We start from the raw sequence: 17,188 nt of genomic DNA on the forward strand, positions 1-17,188 counted from the left end.
AGACCAGTCGGTCGAGGCATAGAAAACCATATTCCAGCCTCCGTCATCCCGAACCTCGCCTTCTCTCGCCAGGCCTTCGTTCAAATTCTCATTGGCGAAAATACTCAGGGGAGTGTGAGGGACTGGCCCCTCACTCCTGAACCTATCCATGCAACAGAGCTTGGGTTTGCAACCGACCGGGAGGGGCGAGGCGAACCGCCTCGCCCCTCCCGGTCGGATCGCTTTGCGATCCGAAACTGTGTCAAAAGCAGACGGATTGTAAATTCTCAGGTCTCAGGTCTCAGGGTACAGGCCGCGTGGCGAGACTATGGCAGACCCATGGGGGCAGCGATCAGCATGCGTCCTAGCGCTTGCGGTCACGACGCGACGACATGGGCTGGAACGCCACGCCGACATGCGCCTCGCAATACGGCTTGCCTGCTTGTACCGGTAGACCGCAGAACCAGAAGTTATCCGTCGCCGGATCGCCCACGGGCCATTTGCAGGTCCGCTCAGTCAGTTCCATCAGGCTGATCTTCTTCGCTTTCTTCTCGATCTCGCTGACCTTGGCCAAAGCCTCGGGGCTGATCTCGTTGGCCGATGGCTGCGGCGGCAACGGCTGGCCCGCCGGGATGATCGCCTTGCGGATATGCGACACGACCGGACGGGTCTCGGGCGCAGGCGCTTCGACGGCGGGCTTGGGTTTGGCGTCCGCCTCGGGGACGGGTTTGGGCTTGGCTGCCGGGGCGGCGGGCTTTGGCTCTGTCTTGGCAGGGGCGGGCGTCGCGCCCGCACGGTTGGACAGGCCCAGCCGGTGGACCTTGCCGATCACGGCATTGCGGGTCACGCCGCCAAGCTCTTTGGCAATCTGGCTGGCAGACTGGCCTTCGCTCCACATCTTCGTGAGCAGCTCGACACGTTCATCGGTCCAGGACATGGAAATTCCTTAGGCAAAAGGCGGCCACACTTGGGGGCCGCCGGTAAATTCGGATCAGCCCCTATTTTAATCACTGAGCAACGAGTTACAAGGCTAACGCAACCATTGCGGAGAATGAGATGAGCACTCGACAGGGATTGGCACAGGGCGTCAGGCGGTTCGGACGCTGGAACACCCTTGGGCTGTATACACTTTGCGAACGTGAAGTCTTGCGCTTTGCGGTGGTCTGGACCCAGACCTTGCTTGCGCCGCTGGTCACGTCGGGGCTGTTTTTGCTGATTTTCACCATCGCAATCGGACCGCGGCGGGGCGATGTGATGGGTGTGGCTTTCACGGATTTCATCGCGCCCGGCATTCTGATGATGACGGTCATCCAGAACGCGTTCACCAACAGCGCGTCCTCGATCATGGTCTCCAAGGTGCAGGGCAATATCGTCGACACACTGATGCCACCGCTCAGCCCGGCCGAACTGGTCGTGGGCTATATGGTGGGCAGCATTGCGCGCGGGCTGATCGTGGCGCTGGCCATCGCCCTGGGTCTGGCGTTGGCCACGGGGCTTGTTCCGGCCCATGCGCTTTGGATGCTGGTATTCGTGATCCTGGGATCGGCCCTGATGGGCGGCATTGGCGTCATCGCGGGTGTTTTTGCACAGAAATTTGACCAGATGGCGGCAATCACCAACTTCATCATCACGCCGCTCGCTTTCCTGTCGGGCACCTTCTACTCGGTCGACGCATTGCCCCTTGGCCTGCGAGAGATCACCCATGTGAACCCGATTTTCTATCTGATTGACGGCGTGCGCTACGGCATGATCGGCGTGTCCGACAGCCCTCCCGCTCTGGGTTTGGCGGTCTCGGTGTTTTCTGTTGCCGTTGTCAGTTCCATCGCCTGGATGCTGTTCCGAAACGGCACCCGGCTCAAGTCCTGATCCGGGCCTCGCGCCACGCCAGCAGGGCCGCCCCGGCCATAATGACCGTGGCACCGGTGACAGAGATCGCATCCGGCGTCACCCGGAACACGACAAAGTCGTAGAGCGTCGCAAAGACCAGCGAGGCGTAGAAAAACGGTGCGACAAAGCTGGCATCGGCCCGTGCCATGGCATTTACGAAACAGAACTGCGCCGAGGCCATCAGAAGCCCGATCCCCGCCAGCGCCACCCATTGCTGCCAGCTGGGCGGGTGCCAGACGGCAATCACCGCGAGACTGGCAATGCCCAGCCCGATGGCGTTGTTGATAAACAGGATTTGCAGCACCGGTTCGCGGCCTGACAGGCGCTTGATAAAGATAAGCTCCGCCCCAAGCGTCACCGCTGCGGCCAATGCCAGAAGCGTCGCAGGCCGAAAACTATCGGGCGCGGGGCGCAGCAGGATCGCCATGCCGATCAGGGCGATCAAGGCCGCAGTCCAGCGCACCGGGCCGACCTTTTCGCGCAGAAAGATGATGGCGAAGATCATTCCAAAGACCGGGTTGAGAAAGCTGATTGCGGTCGCATCGGCAAGCGGAATGAAGGCGGCGGCAGCGAACATCAGTGTCACGCCACCCCAGCCGAACACAGATCGCGCTGCATGGGTGGTCCATTCCGGACTGTGGATTTTGCTTTGTGTTGCCAAATACGTCACCGCAATGGCGAGAAAAGCAAACGCAAACCGGCCATGGCTGATCTGCAAAGGATGCAGCGGATCGCCAAGCGCACCCGTCCCGATGGCCTTGGCCAGCAAGGTTGTGCCCGCCGCGAAGGCAGAGGCGCAGAGCGTCAGAAGGGCTGCGAGGGCGGGATTGGCGGTGGTGGGAATGAACATGCGCGCCAGCTTTGCGGGACGTCGTGGCGATGTGCAAGCCTGTTTGTCGGGGTTGGGATGGCAATGGGGCACATTAGTGCGTGTGCGGTGACACCCCGTTCTGTCACTTGCGCTTGGGCGTTATTTTCGCGCGGTCACAAGCTGTTGCGCGATGCCTGCCCCCAATAGGTAGATCGACGTGGCCACCAGCCCCCAGATTGCCCAGCTTTGCGGATGAAAGTCGACCCAGGCTGCCCAGCCGGCGAAAAAGGTCCAGGCCAGGGCGATGGGCAGGGACACGGCGCGCCAGCGATCAGTGCGTACCGGATGAATGAATTTCAGCGGCAGGAACATCGCGATCGACAGCACCGCGACCAGTGCAAGAATGATCCAGAAATCCGGACGCGTGGCAAAAAGCACGATCACCAGCATGTTCCAGCAGCCCGGAAACCCGTTAAAAGAGTTGTCCTCGGTCTTCATTCGGTTGTCGGCGAAATAAAGCGCACTGGCGAAGGTGATCACGATGATCGCAAACCAGCCGGTCCAGCCCGGCAGCAGGTCTGATTTGAACAGCGCAAAGGCCGGGATGAACACATAGGTGAGATAGTCGATGATCAGGTCCAGCAGCACCCCGTCAAAGCGCGGCGCGTTGATCTTGACGTCGTATTTGCGTGCCAGTGGCCCGTCGACACCGTCGACCGCGAAGGCCACCACCAGCCAAAGAAACATCAGATCCCAGCGTTGGTCGGCAGCCGCCAGCATCGCCAGCATGGCAAAGACCGCCCCTGTGGCCGTCAGGAAATGAACAATAAGCGCACGCGTTTGAATGGTCATGGCACTGTCATGGCGCAAAACAGACGGGATTGTAAATCCCGCGCGGCGTTCACGCTGTCAGACGGTTGCCGTCACGCCCCACTATGGTTGCGGCGACAATCTGGCCTTCCGCGTGATCTTGCGCAAAGGACACTTCGGTAAACTGTTCGGTCCGCCCCAGTCGCGGCTTTTCCATCAGGACACGGTGATTGCGTCCGATCTGCGCCTCAAGGTGGCGCTGCACCTGAGCCTCGCCGGCGGCGCGCAACCGTGCGGCGCGCTCTTTGATGACGGTGCCGTTGACCTTGTTCGGAATGCGCGCCGCTGGTGTACCGGGCCGTGCCGAATAGGGAAAGACGTGCAGCCATGTCAGACCGCAATCGTCGACCAGCTTCAACGAGTTGACGAAATGCTCTTCGGTTTCGGTCGGAAAGCCCGCGATGATGTCCGCGCCAAAGGTCATTTCGGGCCGCAGACGGCGGGCCTCTTCGGCAAAGCGGATGGCATCGTCGCGCAGGTGACGGCGTTTCATCCGTTTCAGGATCAGGTCATCGCCATGTTGCAGCGACAGGTGAAGATGCGGCATCAGGCGCGGTTCGGTCGCGATGGCGGCCAGCAGGTTCTCGTCCACCTCGATGCTGTCAATCGACGAAATGCGCAGGCGCGGAAGGTCCGGCACAAGTTTCAGGATGCGCATCACCAGATCACCCAGACGTGGCGTGGCAGGCAGGTCCGCGCCCCAACTGGTCAGATCCACGCCGGTCAGCACGACCTCGTTAAAGCCCTTGTCCACCAGCCGCTTGATCTGGTCCACCACGACGCCCGCAGGCACGGATCGTGAATTGCCGCGACCGTAGGGGATGATGCAAAACGTGCAGCGGTGGTCGCACCCGTTCTGGACCTGCACATAGGCACGGTGGCGGCCAAACCCGTCGATCAGGTGGCCCGCCGTTTCAGTCACGGACATGATGTCATTGACCATCACACGCTCTGTTTGCCCGATGAAATCAGCGGCGAGCGCGGTCCATGTGTCGGGGCGCATCTTTTCGGTATTGCCGATGACGTGATCAACCTCGTCCATCGCGGCAAAGGTTTCAGGTTCGATCTGGGCGGCGCAGCCGGTGACGATCAGACGCGCATCAGGGTTTTCACGGCGCAGGCGGCGGATTTCCTGACGCGCCTTGCGCACGGCCTCGGCGGTGACGGCGCAGGTGTTGACGATCACGGCATCGTCCAGACCGGCGGCCTCGGACAGCTCGCGCATGGCCTCGGATTCGTAGGCGTTCAGACGGCACCCCAGCGTGGTGAATTTCGGAGGATTGCTCATCGGACGCTGTCCAGAAAGGCGGGTGTCAACACGCCGTCAAAGACATGCGTGGTGGTGCCGGTCATCCAGACGCCATCGTCGCGCCAGTCGATTTCCAGCGATCCGCCATCCAGATCAACCCGCACCTTGCGCCCGGTCAGCCCGCGCCGCGCGGCGGCAACGGCCGTGGCACAGGAGGACGAACCAGAGGCCAGAGTCGGCCCGACGCCCCGTTCCCAGACCCGCATCCGCAGATGATCGGGGCCGATGATACTGGCGACCTGCACATTGGTGCGTTGGGGATAGAGAGGGTGATGTTCATAGCGGCGGCCGAATTGGTCCAGCGGCACGGCCTCTGCATCCGGCACGAAAAAGGTGCAATGCGGGTTGCCCATGCCCGTGGCCGTCGGGCCGCCCTCGATCGGCAGTTCCAGCGTGTCCATTTCCTCGGCCAGCGGGATTTCATCCCAATTGAGCTGCGGGGCGCCCATATTGACCGAGGTGATCCCATCGCCCATGTCGCGCCCCGAAAGCGTGCCGCGATCCGTCGTCAGGGTCAGGCTGTCGCGTCCGGTTTCGTCCATCAGGTAGCGTGCGATACAGCGGGTCGCGTTGCCGCACGCCCCGGCAGTGGAGCCGTCGGAATTGTAGAAGGTCAGATGCGCATCGCCTGTGCCGCGCGCCTCGATCAGGGCCAACTGGTCAAAGCCTATGCCCCGGTGCCGGTCGGCTATGGCGCGTGCCAGTGCGGGCGTCACGTTTGTCTGTCGCACACGGGCATCCAGCACGACAAAGTCGTTGCCCAGCCCGTGCATTTTCATGAAGGGCAATCCGGTATCATCACGCGTATCCATGGCGGGCATATACGCCTGTCCGGCCACGCTTTCCAGAGGCGCGCACCGTCACCGGGCGGAAAGACGACCGCTGATGGCGTTATTGACGCAGTGGCGTGCGTGCGACGGAGGGCGACGCGCCCGAAAAGGGCGTTTCACTGGCAATTCCGGCGCAGGGGCGCGCCTTCTACTTTTGGGCCGCTTGCGCTTGGGCCGGGGCGCATTCATGCTGCGATGATGATCCGATCCTTGCATATTATTCGATTGCTTTGCGCGCTGGTGTTCTGTGTGGTTGCGCAATTGGTTGTGGCCGCAGAGGTGACGGTATTTGCCGCTGCCAGTACCAAGACCGCGCTGGATGATGTGGCCGAAGCCTGGCAGGCGGAGACCGGCAACCGGGCAGTCATCGCCTATGCCGGAAGCTCTGCACTGGCGCGGCAGATAGAGCAGGGCGCGCCAGCGGATGTGTTCATCTCCGCCAATGTGGCCTGGATGGATGCTTTGGACGCGTCCGACCTGATCGCGACAGGCACGCGCCGCGACCTTCTGGGCAACCATCTGGTCCTGGTTGCGCATGGGCACGCGGATCCGGTCGAGATTGTGCCGGGCATGGATCTGGCAACAATGCTGGGTGACGGGTGGCTGGCGATGGCGCTGGTCGAGGCCGTCCCGGCGGGCATCTACGGCAAGGCGGCGCTGGACTCGCTGGGCCTGTGGCCACTGGTCGAAGGCAGGGTGGCGCAGACCGATAATGTGCGCACGGCACTGGCCCTGGTTGCTACGGGAGAAGCGCCGCTTGGCGTCGTTTACGCGACCGACGCCGTGGCAGAGCCACATGTCAGCGTGATCGGCACCTTTCCGGAGGGCAGTCACCCGCCCATCGTCTATCCGGTGGCGGCGGTGACCGAACGCGATACCCCTTTGACAGTCGCGTTTCTGGATTTCCTGCGCTCGGATGCGGCACGCACGATCTTTGAGCGTGACGGATTCGCTGTGCTACCAGACTGAACACGCTCAGTGTCAGTGATTCGGCCAGGGCGGCGCGAGGCCCCGGCTCGGGGGCCGGGGCGGGTTTCGCTGTGGCGCGGGGTCATCGCTGCGCCTTCTCCCAATCCGGGTGTATCCAGGGCTGTGCGTTGGAAGGGGCCAGCATCGCGCCACCCAGGATATGGTCTGCGGCCTTTTCGCCGACCATGATCGACGGCGCGTTGAGATTGCCGTTGGTGATCTGCGGGAAAACAGAGCTGTCGGCAACGCGCAAACCATCCACGCCGATGACACGGGTTTCGGGGTCCACAACGGCCAAAGGGTCGTCGCCGCTCCCCATCCGGCAGGTGCCGCAGGGATGATAGGCGCTTTCGACATGTTCGCGAATGAAACCATCCAGGTCAGCATCGCTTTGCACATCTGCGCCGGGCTGGATCTCCTTGCCGCGATAGGGCGCAAAGACGTCCTGTGCAAAGATCTCGCGCGTCAAACGGATGCAGGTGCGGAACTCCTCCCAGTCATCAGGGTGGGACATGTAGTTGAACAGGATATTCGGGGCCTCTGCGGGGTCAGCGGATCGCAGCGTGACCGCGCCGCGCGATTTGGATCGCATCGGCCCGACATGGGCCTGAAAGCCATGGCCTTCGGCGGCAACCTTGCCGTCATAGCGCACGGCGATGGGCAAGAAGTGGAACTGGATGTCGGGATAGTCGATGCCTGCGCGGCTGCGGATGAAGCCGGCGCTTTCGAACTGGTTGGACGCGCCAAGCCCGGTGCGGGTGAACAGCCATTGCGCGCCGATCATCGCCTTGCCCATCAGGTTCCAGTGCTTGAACAGGCTGACGGGCTGGGTTGCGGCCTGCTGGATGTAAAGCTCCAGATGGTCTTGCAGGTTCTGACCGACGCCCGCACGGTCGGCGACGACCTTGATCCCGTGTTCGGCCAGATGCGCGGCTGGGCCGATCCCTGACAGCATCAGCAGTTTCGGCGAATTGAGGGATGACGCGGCGAGGATCACTTCGGCCCGCGCCTCGATCACTTCGGTTGCACCGCCACGCATGACCTCGACACCTGTGGCGCGGCCTTCTGTGATCACCACACGGCGGGCGAGCGCACGGATCAAGGTGCAATTCTCGCGCTTCAACGCCGGGCGCAGATAGGCATTGGCGGCAGACCAGCGCTGGCCCTTCCAGATCGTTGCATCATAGGGGCCGAACCCTTCTTGCTGCCAGCCGTTGTAGTCATCCGTGATCGGGTATCCGGCCTGATGCCCGGCCTCGACAAAGGCGCGGGTCAACGGATTGGTGCGCGGCCCCCGGCTGACATGCAAGGGGCCGTCCGTCCCGCGCCAGTCAGGATCGCCGCCATGGCCGCCATCGTGCCAATGTTCCAGCCGCTTGTAATAGGGCAACACATCGGCATAGGACCAACCGCGCGCCCCCATTTCGGCCCAGGTGTCAAAATCGCGCGCGTGCCCGCGCACATAGATCATGCCGTTGATCGAGGACGATCCGCCGATCACCTTGCCGCGCGGAACAACCAATTGCCGACCGCCCAGATGCGGTTCCGGCGCGGTGCGATAGCCCCAATCATAGCGCGCCATGTTCATCGGATAGCTGAGCGCAGCGGGCATCTGAATGAATGGGCCCGCATCGGAGCCACCATGTTCGATGACGATCACGGAATGCCCGGCCTCTGACAGCCGGTAGGCCAGCGCACAGCCTGCGCTGCCGGCCCCGACAATGACGTAATCGGCTTGCATCAGAAGGCCGCCTCACAGGGAGTCATGGCGACGTAGACGGATTTGATCTCAGACCAATGAGCGATGGCGGCACTGCCGTTTTCACGCCCGACGCCGGACATTTTGGACCCGCCAAAAGGTGCCTCGACCGGGGTAAGGTTGTAGGTGTTGATATAGCAACTTCCTGCCTCGAACCCGGCAACCATGCGGTGGGCGCGGGTGATGTCGCGGGTGAAGACGCCCGCAGCAAGGCCAAATTCGGTGGCATTGGCACGGGTCAGCGCCTCTTGCTCGGTGTGGAAATCCAGCACCGACATGACTGGCCCGAATATTTCCTCGCGGGCGATGGTCATGTCGTCGGTGACCTCGGCAAAAACCGCGGGTTCGATATAGAATCCGTCACGATTGAGGCGGTTGCCGCCTGCGACCAGCCGCGCGCCCTCGGCCTTGCCATTTTCGATATAGCCCAACACGATTTCCAGCTGCCTCTCGCTGACCATCGGACCGATGGTGGTTTCCATTTGCATGGGATCGCCGATCACGGCACCTTGCAGCCGTTCGGCGAGGCGTTTCACGAAGGCGTCCTTGATGCCTTTCTGTACGAAGACCCGCGTTCCGTTGGAGCAAACCTGTCCGGTGGAGTAGAAATTGGCGTTGATCGCGCCCGAGACGGCGCTTTCCAGATCGGCGTCGTCGAAGATCACCAAGGGCGACTTGCCGCCAAGCTCCATCGTGGCGTGTTTCAACCCGGCGGCGGCTGCGGCGTAGACGCGTGCCCCCGTCGGCACAGATCCGGTGAGCGAGACCTTGGCGACGCGGGCATCGCCCACAAGCTGCGCACCGACCGCACCCTTGCCCTGCACAACGTTGAACACACCCGCAGGAGCACCTGCTTCGGTCAGGATCTCTGCCAGTTTCAGCGCGCAGAGCGGTGTGGTTTCAGAGGGTTTGAACACCATCGTATTGCCGCAGGCCAGCGCGGGCGCGGCCTTCCAGGCGGCGATCTGGGTGGGATAGTTCCACGCCCCGATACCGACGCAGACGCCAAGCGCCTCGCGCCGTGTATAGACAAAGTCGCCCTCTGGCAGTTGGATATGCTCGCCCGCGATGCTGGCCGCGATGCCGCCGAAATATTCCAGAGCATCGGCGGCAGAGGTGGCATCGGCGACCAGCGTTTCCGACAGGGGCTTGCCGGTGTCATAAGTTTCCAGCACCGACAGGTCGTGGTTGCGCTCTCGCATGATGTCGGCGGCGCGGCGCAGGATGCGGCCCCGCTCTGTTCCCGACATGGCGGCCCATGCGGGCTGCGCGCGGTGGGCGGCGGCAAGCGCGCTATCCACCAGATCGGGTGTCGCTTCGTGAAGCTGCGCGATCTCGGCCCCGGTGGCGGGGTAGATCACCGAGAGCGGCGTGCCCGAGGCATCTTCGACATAAGCGCCATTGATGTAATGGCTGGCGGTGGGCTGGGTCGGGTAGGTCATTGGGGTGCCTTTCAGATAGGCGTCATTCGCCGCGCGGGAAGCGCTGGTTTTCTTCGACGTCGTTGAGATCCATGTGGTTGCGCATGAACCGTTCGGAGGCTTTCTGAAGCGGTTGGTAATCCCACGGGTAGTAGCTGCCGTTGCGCAATGCCTCGTAGACGACCCAGCGGCGGGCCTGACTTTGGCGCACATCGGCATCGAAACAGTCCAGATCCCAGCGGGCCTCGGCTTTTGCGCGAAGCGTCGCCAGCGTGCCCGCATGGGCAGGCACATCCGCGAGGTTGGTCATCTCGTGCGGGTCGTTTTCCAGATCAAAGAGCTGATCGGGGTCCAGCGCGCAGCGGTTGTATTTCCACTTGCCGTAGCGCAGCGATACCATCGGCGCGCAAGACGCCTCAGCCGCGTATTCCATCGCAACGGGCGTGTCGCGGGCCGCACCTTTTCCAAGGGGAACAAGGCTTTCGCCCTGTGTCCAGGGGGCGACCTCTTCCATCGACACGCCTGCCAGATCGCAAAGCGTCGGACAGATGTCGATATTGGACACGGGATCGGTGACCAGCCCCGGTTCCATGCCGGGGGCAGAGATCATCATCGGCACGCGCGACGACCCTTCGAAGAAGCTCATCTTGAACCACAGCCCGCGCTCGCCCAGCATGTCGCCATGATCTGACACGAAAACGATGATCGCCTCTTGCCGGGTGCGTTCCAGCACGTCGAGGATCTCTCCGATTTTCTGATCCAGATAAGAGCAGTTGGCGAAATAGGCACGGCGTGAACGACGGATGTCTTCGCGGGTAATGTCGAAGCTGCGCCAGTCATTGGCGTCGAAGATGCGTTGCGAATGGGGGTCGTGATCCTTGTAGGGGATGGCACCGACCTGCGGTTCCAGATGCTCGCAATCCTCGTAAAGATCCCAGAATTCACGCCGCGCCACATAAGGGTCATGCGGGTGGGTGAAGCTGACGGTCAGGCACCACGGGCGGTCATCCTTGCCGCGCGCCAGATCGTAAAGCTTGCGGGTCGCGTTATAGGCGACCTCGTCGTCATATTCCATCTGGTTGGAGATCTCGGCCACGCCGGCACCGGTGACAGAGCCCATGTTGTGATACCACCAGTCGATGCGTTCGCCCGGCTTGCGGTAATCGGGCGTCCAGCCGAAATCAGCGGGATAGATGTCGGTTGTCAGCCGCTCCTCGAAGCCGTGCATCTGGTCGGGGCCGACGAAATGCATCTTGCCCGACAGGCAGGTGTGATAGCCCGCGCGGCGCAGGTGATGCGCATAAGTGGGCAGGTCCGAGGGGAACTCGGCCGCATTGTCGTAGACGCCCGTGACCGAGGGCAACTGCCCGGACATGAAGCTTGCCCGTCCGGGTGCGCAAAGCGGGCTGGCGGTGTAGGCGTATTTGAACCGGGTGGACCGTGCAGCCAGCTTGGTCAGATTGGGCAGATGCAGGAAATCGGCGGGACCATCGGGAAACAGCGTGCCGTTCAACTGGTCCACCATGAGGATCAGGATATTTGGTTGGCTCATGTCACGGCCTCGATCTCGTGGTCCAGCGCGTCCAGCACCAATGCTGTGGCGCTTTCGCCGTTCAGACCCGCCGGGTTGAGCGCAAAGCGCAGGTAAAGCCCGTCGATCAACCCGCCGATCCGCTCTGCGATCGCTTGGGCGTTGGTGCCGGTGAGGGGTTTGAGGTCATGCACCAGATTCGAATGCAGGCGGCGTTGATAGACCCAGAGCAGCCGCTTTGCTTCGTCGGATCGCTGCGCCAGAACGTAGAAGTTCAGCCAGGCCGCAATCGCGGTGTTGCAGAAATTCGACGGGGTGAAACTGGCATGGATCAGCGCCCGAAGCCTTGCATGATGCCCGTCTGCGGTGGCGAGTGACTTGCGCACCTCTGTCGCATAAACTGTCAGCACGAAACGCATCGCAGAGAGGAACAGCCGATCCTTGTCACCAAAATAATGGAACGCCAGAGCCGAGGATACCCCGGCGCGCTTTGCGATTTTGCTGACCGTCACATCCAGCGACCCTTGCACGCCGATTTCTTCGATCGCGGCAATCACAAGCTCCTTTCTGCGTCTGACCTCAATGCTCATCTGGGTCTCCGGCTGCCAGAAAAATGTTGTATTCATGACCCTAATCAGTGATTGATTAACTGGTCAATCAGGAAACGGGCCGAAGTGCCCGATAGGGAGATCCCAATGAAGCTATTTACCGCCACCTCCATTCTTGCGCTTGGCGCGGGTGCCGCCTTTGCCAATTGCGACGAGGTTGTCATGTCCGATGTGGGCTGGACCGATATCACCGCCACCACGGCCGCGACCAGCGTTGTGCTGGAGGCGCTTGGCTATGAGACTGACATCAAGGTGCTGTCCGTTCCGGTGACCTACACCGCGCTTGAGGGCGGCGATGTGGATGTGTTCCTTGGCAACTGGATGCCCACGATGGAGGCGGACATCGCGCCCTACCGCGAGGCGGGCACTGTCGATACCGTGCGCGCAAATCTCGAAGGCGCGAAATACACGCTGGCCACAAACGCGGCTGGCGCGGCACTGGGCATCACCGATTTCGCCAGCATTGCCGCGCATCGTGACGCGCTGGACGGCGAAATCTACGGCATCGAGCCGGGCAATGACGGCAACCGCCTGATCCTGGACATGATCGAAGCCGATGCCTTTGGGCTGGACGGGTTCGAGGTTGTCGAAAGCTCTGAACAGGGGATGCTGTCGCAGGTCGCCCGTGCGGACGGGCGCGACAAGCCGGTCGTCTTTCTGGGGTGGGAACCGCATCCGATGAACGCCAATTTCGACATGACCTATCTGGAAGGCGGCGATGACTGGTTCGGCCCCGATCTGGGCGGCGCAACGGTTCACACCAACACGCGCGCGGGCTATGTCGAGGCCTGCCCGAATGTCGGCAAGTTGTTGCAGAGCCTTGAATTCACGCTGGCCATGGAGAATGAGATCATGGCGGCGATCCTTGATGACGGCGAAGACCCCGAGGATGCCGCCCGCACTTGGCTGGCCGCCCATCCGGACGCCTATGCAGGCTGGTTGGACGGTGTGACCACCAAGGACGGTGGTGATGCCGCAGCGGCGATCGACGCGGCGCTCAGCGAGTAAGTTCAATGGCGGGCGGTTCCCTCAAAGGGCCGCCCGCCGCGCCGTTCCGGGTGTAACACCCGCGCGGTCACGTAGAAGGACGCCTGCATGGATTGGCTGACCGAAAACAAGATTCCCGTGGGCAAGGTCGCCGGGAATGCCTTTGACTGGCTTGAAAGCCGGGGCGCGATATTTTTCGATTCCCTGTCCGACATTCTGGAAGGCATGATCGACGGTATTCTGTGGGTGTTGCAAACGCCGAACCCGTTGATCGTCATCGCTGCATTCGTTGTGCTGACATGGGTCTTGCAGCGCAATTGGAAGGTCTGCCTGTTCGTGGGTCTGGGCTTTCTCTTCGTGCTCAATCAGGATTACTGGGAAGAGACCACCGAAAGCCTGACGCTGGTGCTGTCTGCCTGCGTGGTGTGCATGGGGGTGGGCGTGCCCGTCGGCATCGCTGCGGCGCATCGCCCAAGGCTTTACGCCGCGATGCGGCCCGTGCTGGACCTGATGCAGACGCTGCCGACCTTCGTTTACCTAATCCCGGCCATCGTCTTTTTCGGCATTGGCATGGTGCCCGGCCTGATCGCCACGGTAATCTTCGTGCTGCCCGCGCCGATCCGTCTGACATGGCTTGGCGTGTCCTCGACCCCGCAAGCCTTGCTGGAGGCCGCGCGCGCTTTTGGGGCCACCCCGCGCCAGACGCTGGTGAAGGTGGAATTGCCCTATGCGTTCCCGCAAATCATGGCCGGGTTGAATCAGACCATCATGTTGTCGCTGTCCATGGTGGTGATTGCCGCACTTGTGGGCGCAGACGGACTGGGTGTGCCGGTGGTCCGCGCGCTCAATCAGGTGAACACGTCACTGGGGTTCGAGAGCGGCTTTGTCATTGTTGTCGTCGCCATCATCCTTGACCGTATGCTCAATGTAGGGGCGCGCAAATGACAACAGCTGTTGAGATCGACAATGTGTCCATCGTGTTTGGAAAAAACCCGGCCAAGGCGCTGCCGTTGATGGATAAAGGTCTTGACCGGTCCGAGATCCAGACAAAGACAGATCAGGTTCTGGGTGTGCATGACTGTTCCCTGACCGTTGAAGAGGGCGAAATCCTCGTGCTGATGGGGCTGTCAGGGTCCGGAAAATCGACATTGCTGCGCGCGGTCAACGGGCTGAACCCCGTCGCACGCGGCGAGGTGCGCGTCAGCGATGGCGGACAGATGGTCAGCGTCACGGATGCCACGCCGCAGGGGCTTCGCAAAATCCGGCTAAGTCGCGTCGCGATGGTGTTTCAGCAATTCGGTCTGTTGCCATGGCGCACGGTGCGCGAAAATGTCGGGCTGGGTCTGGAACTGGGCGGCATGGCCAAGCCCGAGCGCGCCAAGAAGGTTGACGAGCAGCTTGATCTGGTTGGTCTGGCTGACTGGGGCGACCGCAAGGTGGGCGAATTGTCGGGCGGTATGCAGCAACGCGTGGGGCTGGCCCGCGCCTTTGTCACCGACGCGCCGATCCTGCTGATGGACGAGCCGTTCTCGGCCCTCGACCCGCTGATCCGCACCCGGTTGCAGGATGAGCTTTTGGACCTTCAGCAAAAACTGCAACGCACGATCATTTTCGTCAGTCACGATCTGGACGAGGCGTTCAAGCTGGGCAATCACATCGCCATCATGGAAGGCGGCCGTATCGTTCAGAAGGGAACGCCCAAGGACATCTTCACCAACCCGGCCAATGACTACGTCGCGGATTTTGTCGCCAATATGAACCCGCTGGGCGTGTTAACCGCCGCCGATGTGATGGAGCCCTTGGACTGCCAGCCCGCGCAACATATCGACGCTGGCGCAAGCGTGGAGGAGGCCATGCGCAGTATTGTCGACCTGGAAATGCCGCTGGCAGTGATTTCGGGAGGGCAGCCAATCGGGCAGATTTCCAAGGCGGGTCTGATCAAGAAACTGCTCGACGCCAGACCTGATCAATAAACAGACCAATCCTGTGAAACGCCCTAACCGTTCAGAAACGGACCCTGCCAATTTGCGGCAATCACTGCGCAGGCATTGCCCGGAAAACAGTGCGCCACTTCGTCAAAAGCCGCCTACGCGGCATGAAGATGGGATCGGTGTGTTCCCTGACGCATGACGACTTGCCTGTGGGCGTGACCGGTGTCGACGGGCATCGTGAAATCGTGCCGATTCGGCATGGTTCCACGACGACGACTTGAATCCCACTTGCTGTCTTGAAGCAATTTGGCCGGAAGCCCCCTAAATCGCCCATGGGGCAAGCTATTGCAGAAGCTTTGCGCCTAATCCAACGGCTGAGTCCGCTGAAAGAGCAGACACGACTGCGGAATCTTACGCAGTTCACAGTCGTTTCACGGTATACTCACTTTGCAGTCACGGAAGGGAGGCAGACTGGCATCAACATATTCGAAACCACGCTGCCTGGACGGCCTGCTATTCACGACGTCTCGTATCAATCGTGACCAACAAGGCTGACGGGCAAGGCGGCGTGCCGCTACACCGGGGGATGCCGAGATGACCGATCAAGCAAAGCTTAATCAAACGCGGTTTCGCGTCATTGAGGGGGCGCGTGACGAAAACGATTTCCGACTTGCGCGCCGTGCCAAAGCGATGCGGCCCCTGAACGCAACAGTCGGTGTGTCAGAGCTGGCGGCGGAAATGGCGGTGATCTACGCGCTGTCGCTGCTGCGCGATGTGGCGCTGACCGATCTGGAAAACCCGCATCACGGTGTTCGGATTGATGCGCAGACCTCATTCACGCTGCATGAATTGCTGTGCGAGTTGCGCAGCCTGCCATGGCTGGACCGCCATGCCATTCCGTGTTTTGCAGAACAGCCCGATGATCCCGCCCGGCACGCAGCGCAAGACGACGAACACATGCGCCGTGCAAGTCGCTGGAACAAGGACGGCCAACTGACCCTGCGCATGTTGGTGCGGGGGGCAACGCGGACGGACATCTGCGGGCCGCTGTTGTCACAGTTGATGCCAAGCCTTGAGCCATCGCAGGCCGGCCCGGACGGGGCTGACCTGGACCGTGTATTCGAAACTCTGCCAGCGCCTGATGCGCCTGCGGTGATCTGGAAGATGTGGCTGAACGCAAAATGTCGCGAGGCAGAAACGCCTGCCGAACGGATGCCGGGGACGCTGCGCGAACTGGCGGTCGTCGGTCATCCGGCGTCGCCGGGACGCGCCGTCCTGGCGCTGGGACTGGCGATGTCATCGATCGTGTTGCCACCTGTTACGGCCCTGGCAGGGCGCGGGTGGGGTGGCGCAGAACTATTGTCGGTGATGGCAGAGGCAGTCTTGCTTGCCAAACAGGCGTCGCGTGCGCAAGCCGCACTGGCGGGTCCAATGCCGCGACCGGCACTGCTGGCAGCGCGCCTCTCGCTGCTGACCGATCACGCTTCGGTTGTGCCTGCCAATCCGGCGGATGTCTCTTCTCGTCAGATTCTGGAGGAGTTGCGCCGCTTTGCGCCACGTCTGTTGACATGGGTTGCGCGGCGCAATGCTGTCGACGGGTCCGCATCAATAGACAGCGCGGTGACCGTTGATGCCGGTCCGCGTCTGCCCCCTGCAACGCGCAGGGGCGACAATCTGATGTTGCCGCATCTGTCGCAGGGTGACGCGACGCTGCGTCCTTTGGATGCGCAGTCGCAGGGCACCGTCGCAGGCGCATGCCTGACCATTCTGAAAGCTGTTTACGCCGGTCCGCTGTCGACCTCTTCCCACAGGCAGCGGACCGGAAAAGGCGCGGCGCATATGGGTTCCTCCCCCCACATGCTGCCGCGCCGTCCGGGGCTTTCCGGCGATCTCGACAAACTGGCCTCGAACATGGTTCTGGGGCGGCTGGTCACGGGTGGTTATTTCCACTTTGAAAACCTGGCCGCGCTGCGCAAGGGAGAGCGTATCGCTATGGCCTTGTTGTCGGAACTTGCTGAATCCGGTCGCGCCTCGGGCGATCTGGGTTTTATCTCCTTCGATGGCCAACCTGTGCGGATCTCGGCCCGGCGTCGGGCCTGCGGCTCTGTCCGGGCGGAGATTTCGATAAACGGGTGCCCTGTGTCCGACATTGGCAACACTGGCTCGCCGCGACCGGCACTGCGCGCCGTCTGAACGACAAGGCACCTATCCGCCCTTTGAGCTATCCCTACGCTTGTTATCGGAGTCGGTCGCAATGGCGGGACATTCGCGCGGAGAATGGTGCAAGGGAAGGACC

Annotated in this window: 15 protein-coding genes; 6 read left to right on the forward strand and 9 right to left on the reverse strand. The window is 61.9% G+C overall.

The window, feature by feature from the left end; all coding sequences use genetic code 11:
• Nucleotides 1–343: 343 nt before the first annotated feature.
• Nucleotides 344–916, reverse strand: a complete 573-nt coding sequence (locus ACN0WV_RS09670) for a GcrA family cell cycle regulator (RefSeq protein WP_417605378.1) — start codon at nt 914–916, stop codon at nt 344–346.
• A 119-nt stretch (nt 917–1,035) separates the two neighbouring features.
• On the opposite strand from ACN0WV_RS09670, the gene ACN0WV_RS09675 reads away from it, so the two are divergent.
• Nucleotides 1,036–1,845 (forward strand): ABC transporter permease, encoded by an 810-nt coding sequence (locus tag ACN0WV_RS09675; protein WP_417605380.1) that lies wholly within the window; start codon nt 1,036–1,038, stop codon nt 1,843–1,845.
• Here ACN0WV_RS09675 and ACN0WV_RS09680 read toward each other — a convergent pair.
• The 4 genes from ACN0WV_RS09680 to dapF all read right to left on the reverse strand — a co-directional run bounded on the left by ACN0WV_RS09680 (nt 1,835) and on the right by dapF (nt 5,677).
• The gene (locus ACN0WV_RS09680; RefSeq protein ID WP_084354340.1) at nt 1,835–2,716 is read right to left on the reverse strand and encodes a DMT family transporter; all 882 of its coding nucleotides are present in this window, start codon (nt 2,714–2,716) and stop codon (nt 1,835–1,837) included. The genes ACN0WV_RS09675 and ACN0WV_RS09680 overlap by 11 nt on opposite strands.
• A gap of 120 nt (nt 2,717–2,836) precedes the next feature.
• Nucleotides 2,837–3,529 (reverse strand): CDP-alcohol phosphatidyltransferase family protein, encoded by a 693-nt coding sequence (locus tag ACN0WV_RS09685; protein WP_417605382.1) that lies wholly within the window; start codon nt 3,527–3,529, stop codon nt 2,837–2,839.
• Nucleotides 3,530–3,578: 49 nt separating this feature from the next.
• Complete coding sequence (gene mtaB, locus ACN0WV_RS09690) at nt 3,579–4,835, reverse strand: tRNA (N(6)-L-threonylcarbamoyladenosine(37)-C(2))-methylthiotransferase MtaB (protein WP_417605383.1); 1,257 nt, start codon at nt 4,833–4,835, stop codon at nt 3,579–3,581.
• Nucleotides 4,832–5,677, reverse strand: a complete 846-nt coding sequence (dapF, locus tag ACN0WV_RS09695) for a diaminopimelate epimerase (RefSeq protein ID WP_417605590.1) — start codon at nt 5,675–5,677, stop codon at nt 4,832–4,834. Before dapF ends, mtaB begins: the two co-directional genes overlap by 4 nt.
• A 207-nt stretch (nt 5,678–5,884) precedes the next feature.
• Here dapF and modA point away from each other — a divergent pair, with 207 nt between their 5' ends.
• Nucleotides 5,885–6,655 carry a molybdate ABC transporter substrate-binding protein gene (gene modA / locus ACN0WV_RS09700; protein ID WP_417605385.1) on the forward strand — a complete coding sequence of 257 codons (771 nt, stop codon included), beginning with the start codon at nt 5,885–5,887 and terminating at the stop codon, nt 6,653–6,655.
• An 82-nt stretch (nt 6,656–6,737) separates the two neighbouring features.
• On the opposite strand, the gene betA is transcribed toward modA, so the two are convergent.
• Genes betA through betI form a run of 4 tightly spaced genes read right to left on the reverse strand, consistent with a single transcriptional unit; the run spans nt 6,738 to nt 11,956 of the window.
• On the reverse strand, nt 6,738–8,396 hold the full coding sequence (gene betA, locus ACN0WV_RS09705) for a choline dehydrogenase (protein ID WP_417605387.1): 1,659 nt from the start codon (nt 8,394–8,396) through the stop codon (nt 6,738–6,740).
• Nucleotides 8,396–9,856 (reverse strand): betaine-aldehyde dehydrogenase, encoded by a 1,461-nt coding sequence (gene betB, locus ACN0WV_RS09710; RefSeq protein WP_417605389.1) that lies wholly within the window; start codon nt 9,854–9,856, stop codon nt 8,396–8,398. Before betB ends, betA begins: the two co-directional genes overlap by 1 nt.
• Before the next feature lie 22 nt (nt 9,857–9,878).
• A complete protein-coding gene (betC, locus tag ACN0WV_RS09715; protein WP_417605391.1) occupies nt 9,879–11,387 on the reverse strand; it encodes a choline-sulfatase in 1,509 nt (502 codons plus the stop codon).
• Nucleotides 11,384–11,956 (reverse strand): transcriptional regulator BetI, encoded by a 573-nt coding sequence (gene betI, locus ACN0WV_RS09720; RefSeq protein ID WP_084354326.1) that lies wholly within the window; start codon nt 11,954–11,956, stop codon nt 11,384–11,386. Before betI ends, betC begins: the two co-directional genes overlap by 4 nt.
• A 105-nt stretch (nt 11,957–12,061) precedes the next feature.
• Between betI and choX the strand changes: the two genes are divergently transcribed.
• The 4 genes from choX to ACN0WV_RS09740 all read left to right on the forward strand — a co-directional run bounded on the left by choX (nt 12,062) and on the right by ACN0WV_RS09740 (nt 17,085).
• A complete protein-coding gene (gene choX / locus ACN0WV_RS09725; protein ID WP_417605393.1) occupies nt 12,062–12,982 on the forward strand; it encodes a choline ABC transporter substrate-binding protein in 921 nt (306 codons plus the stop codon).
• Nucleotides 12,983–13,069: 87 nt separating this feature from the next.
• Nucleotides 13,070–13,906: a choline ABC transporter permease subunit gene (choW, locus tag ACN0WV_RS09730; RefSeq protein WP_417605395.1), complete on the forward strand. Its 837-nt coding sequence runs from the start codon at nt 13,070–13,072 to the stop codon at nt 13,904–13,906.
• Nucleotides 13,903–14,934 (forward strand): choline ABC transporter ATP-binding protein, encoded by a 1,032-nt coding sequence (gene choV, locus ACN0WV_RS09735; protein ID WP_417605397.1) that lies wholly within the window; start codon nt 13,903–13,905, stop codon nt 14,932–14,934. The genes choW and choV overlap by 4 nt, the downstream gene beginning before the upstream one ends.
• Nucleotides 14,935–15,486: 552 nt before the next feature.
• Entirely contained in the window at nt 15,487–17,085 is a 1,599-nt protein-coding gene (locus ACN0WV_RS09740) for a hypothetical protein (RefSeq protein ID WP_417605398.1), read from the forward strand.
• Nucleotides 17,086–17,188: the final 103 nt, after the last annotated feature.

The sequence above is a fragment of the Primorskyibacter flagellatus genome (assembly GCF_048268605.1).
GTDB classification, from domain to species: domain Bacteria; phylum Pseudomonadota; class Alphaproteobacteria; order Rhodobacterales; family Rhodobacteraceae; genus Primorskyibacter; species Primorskyibacter flagellatus.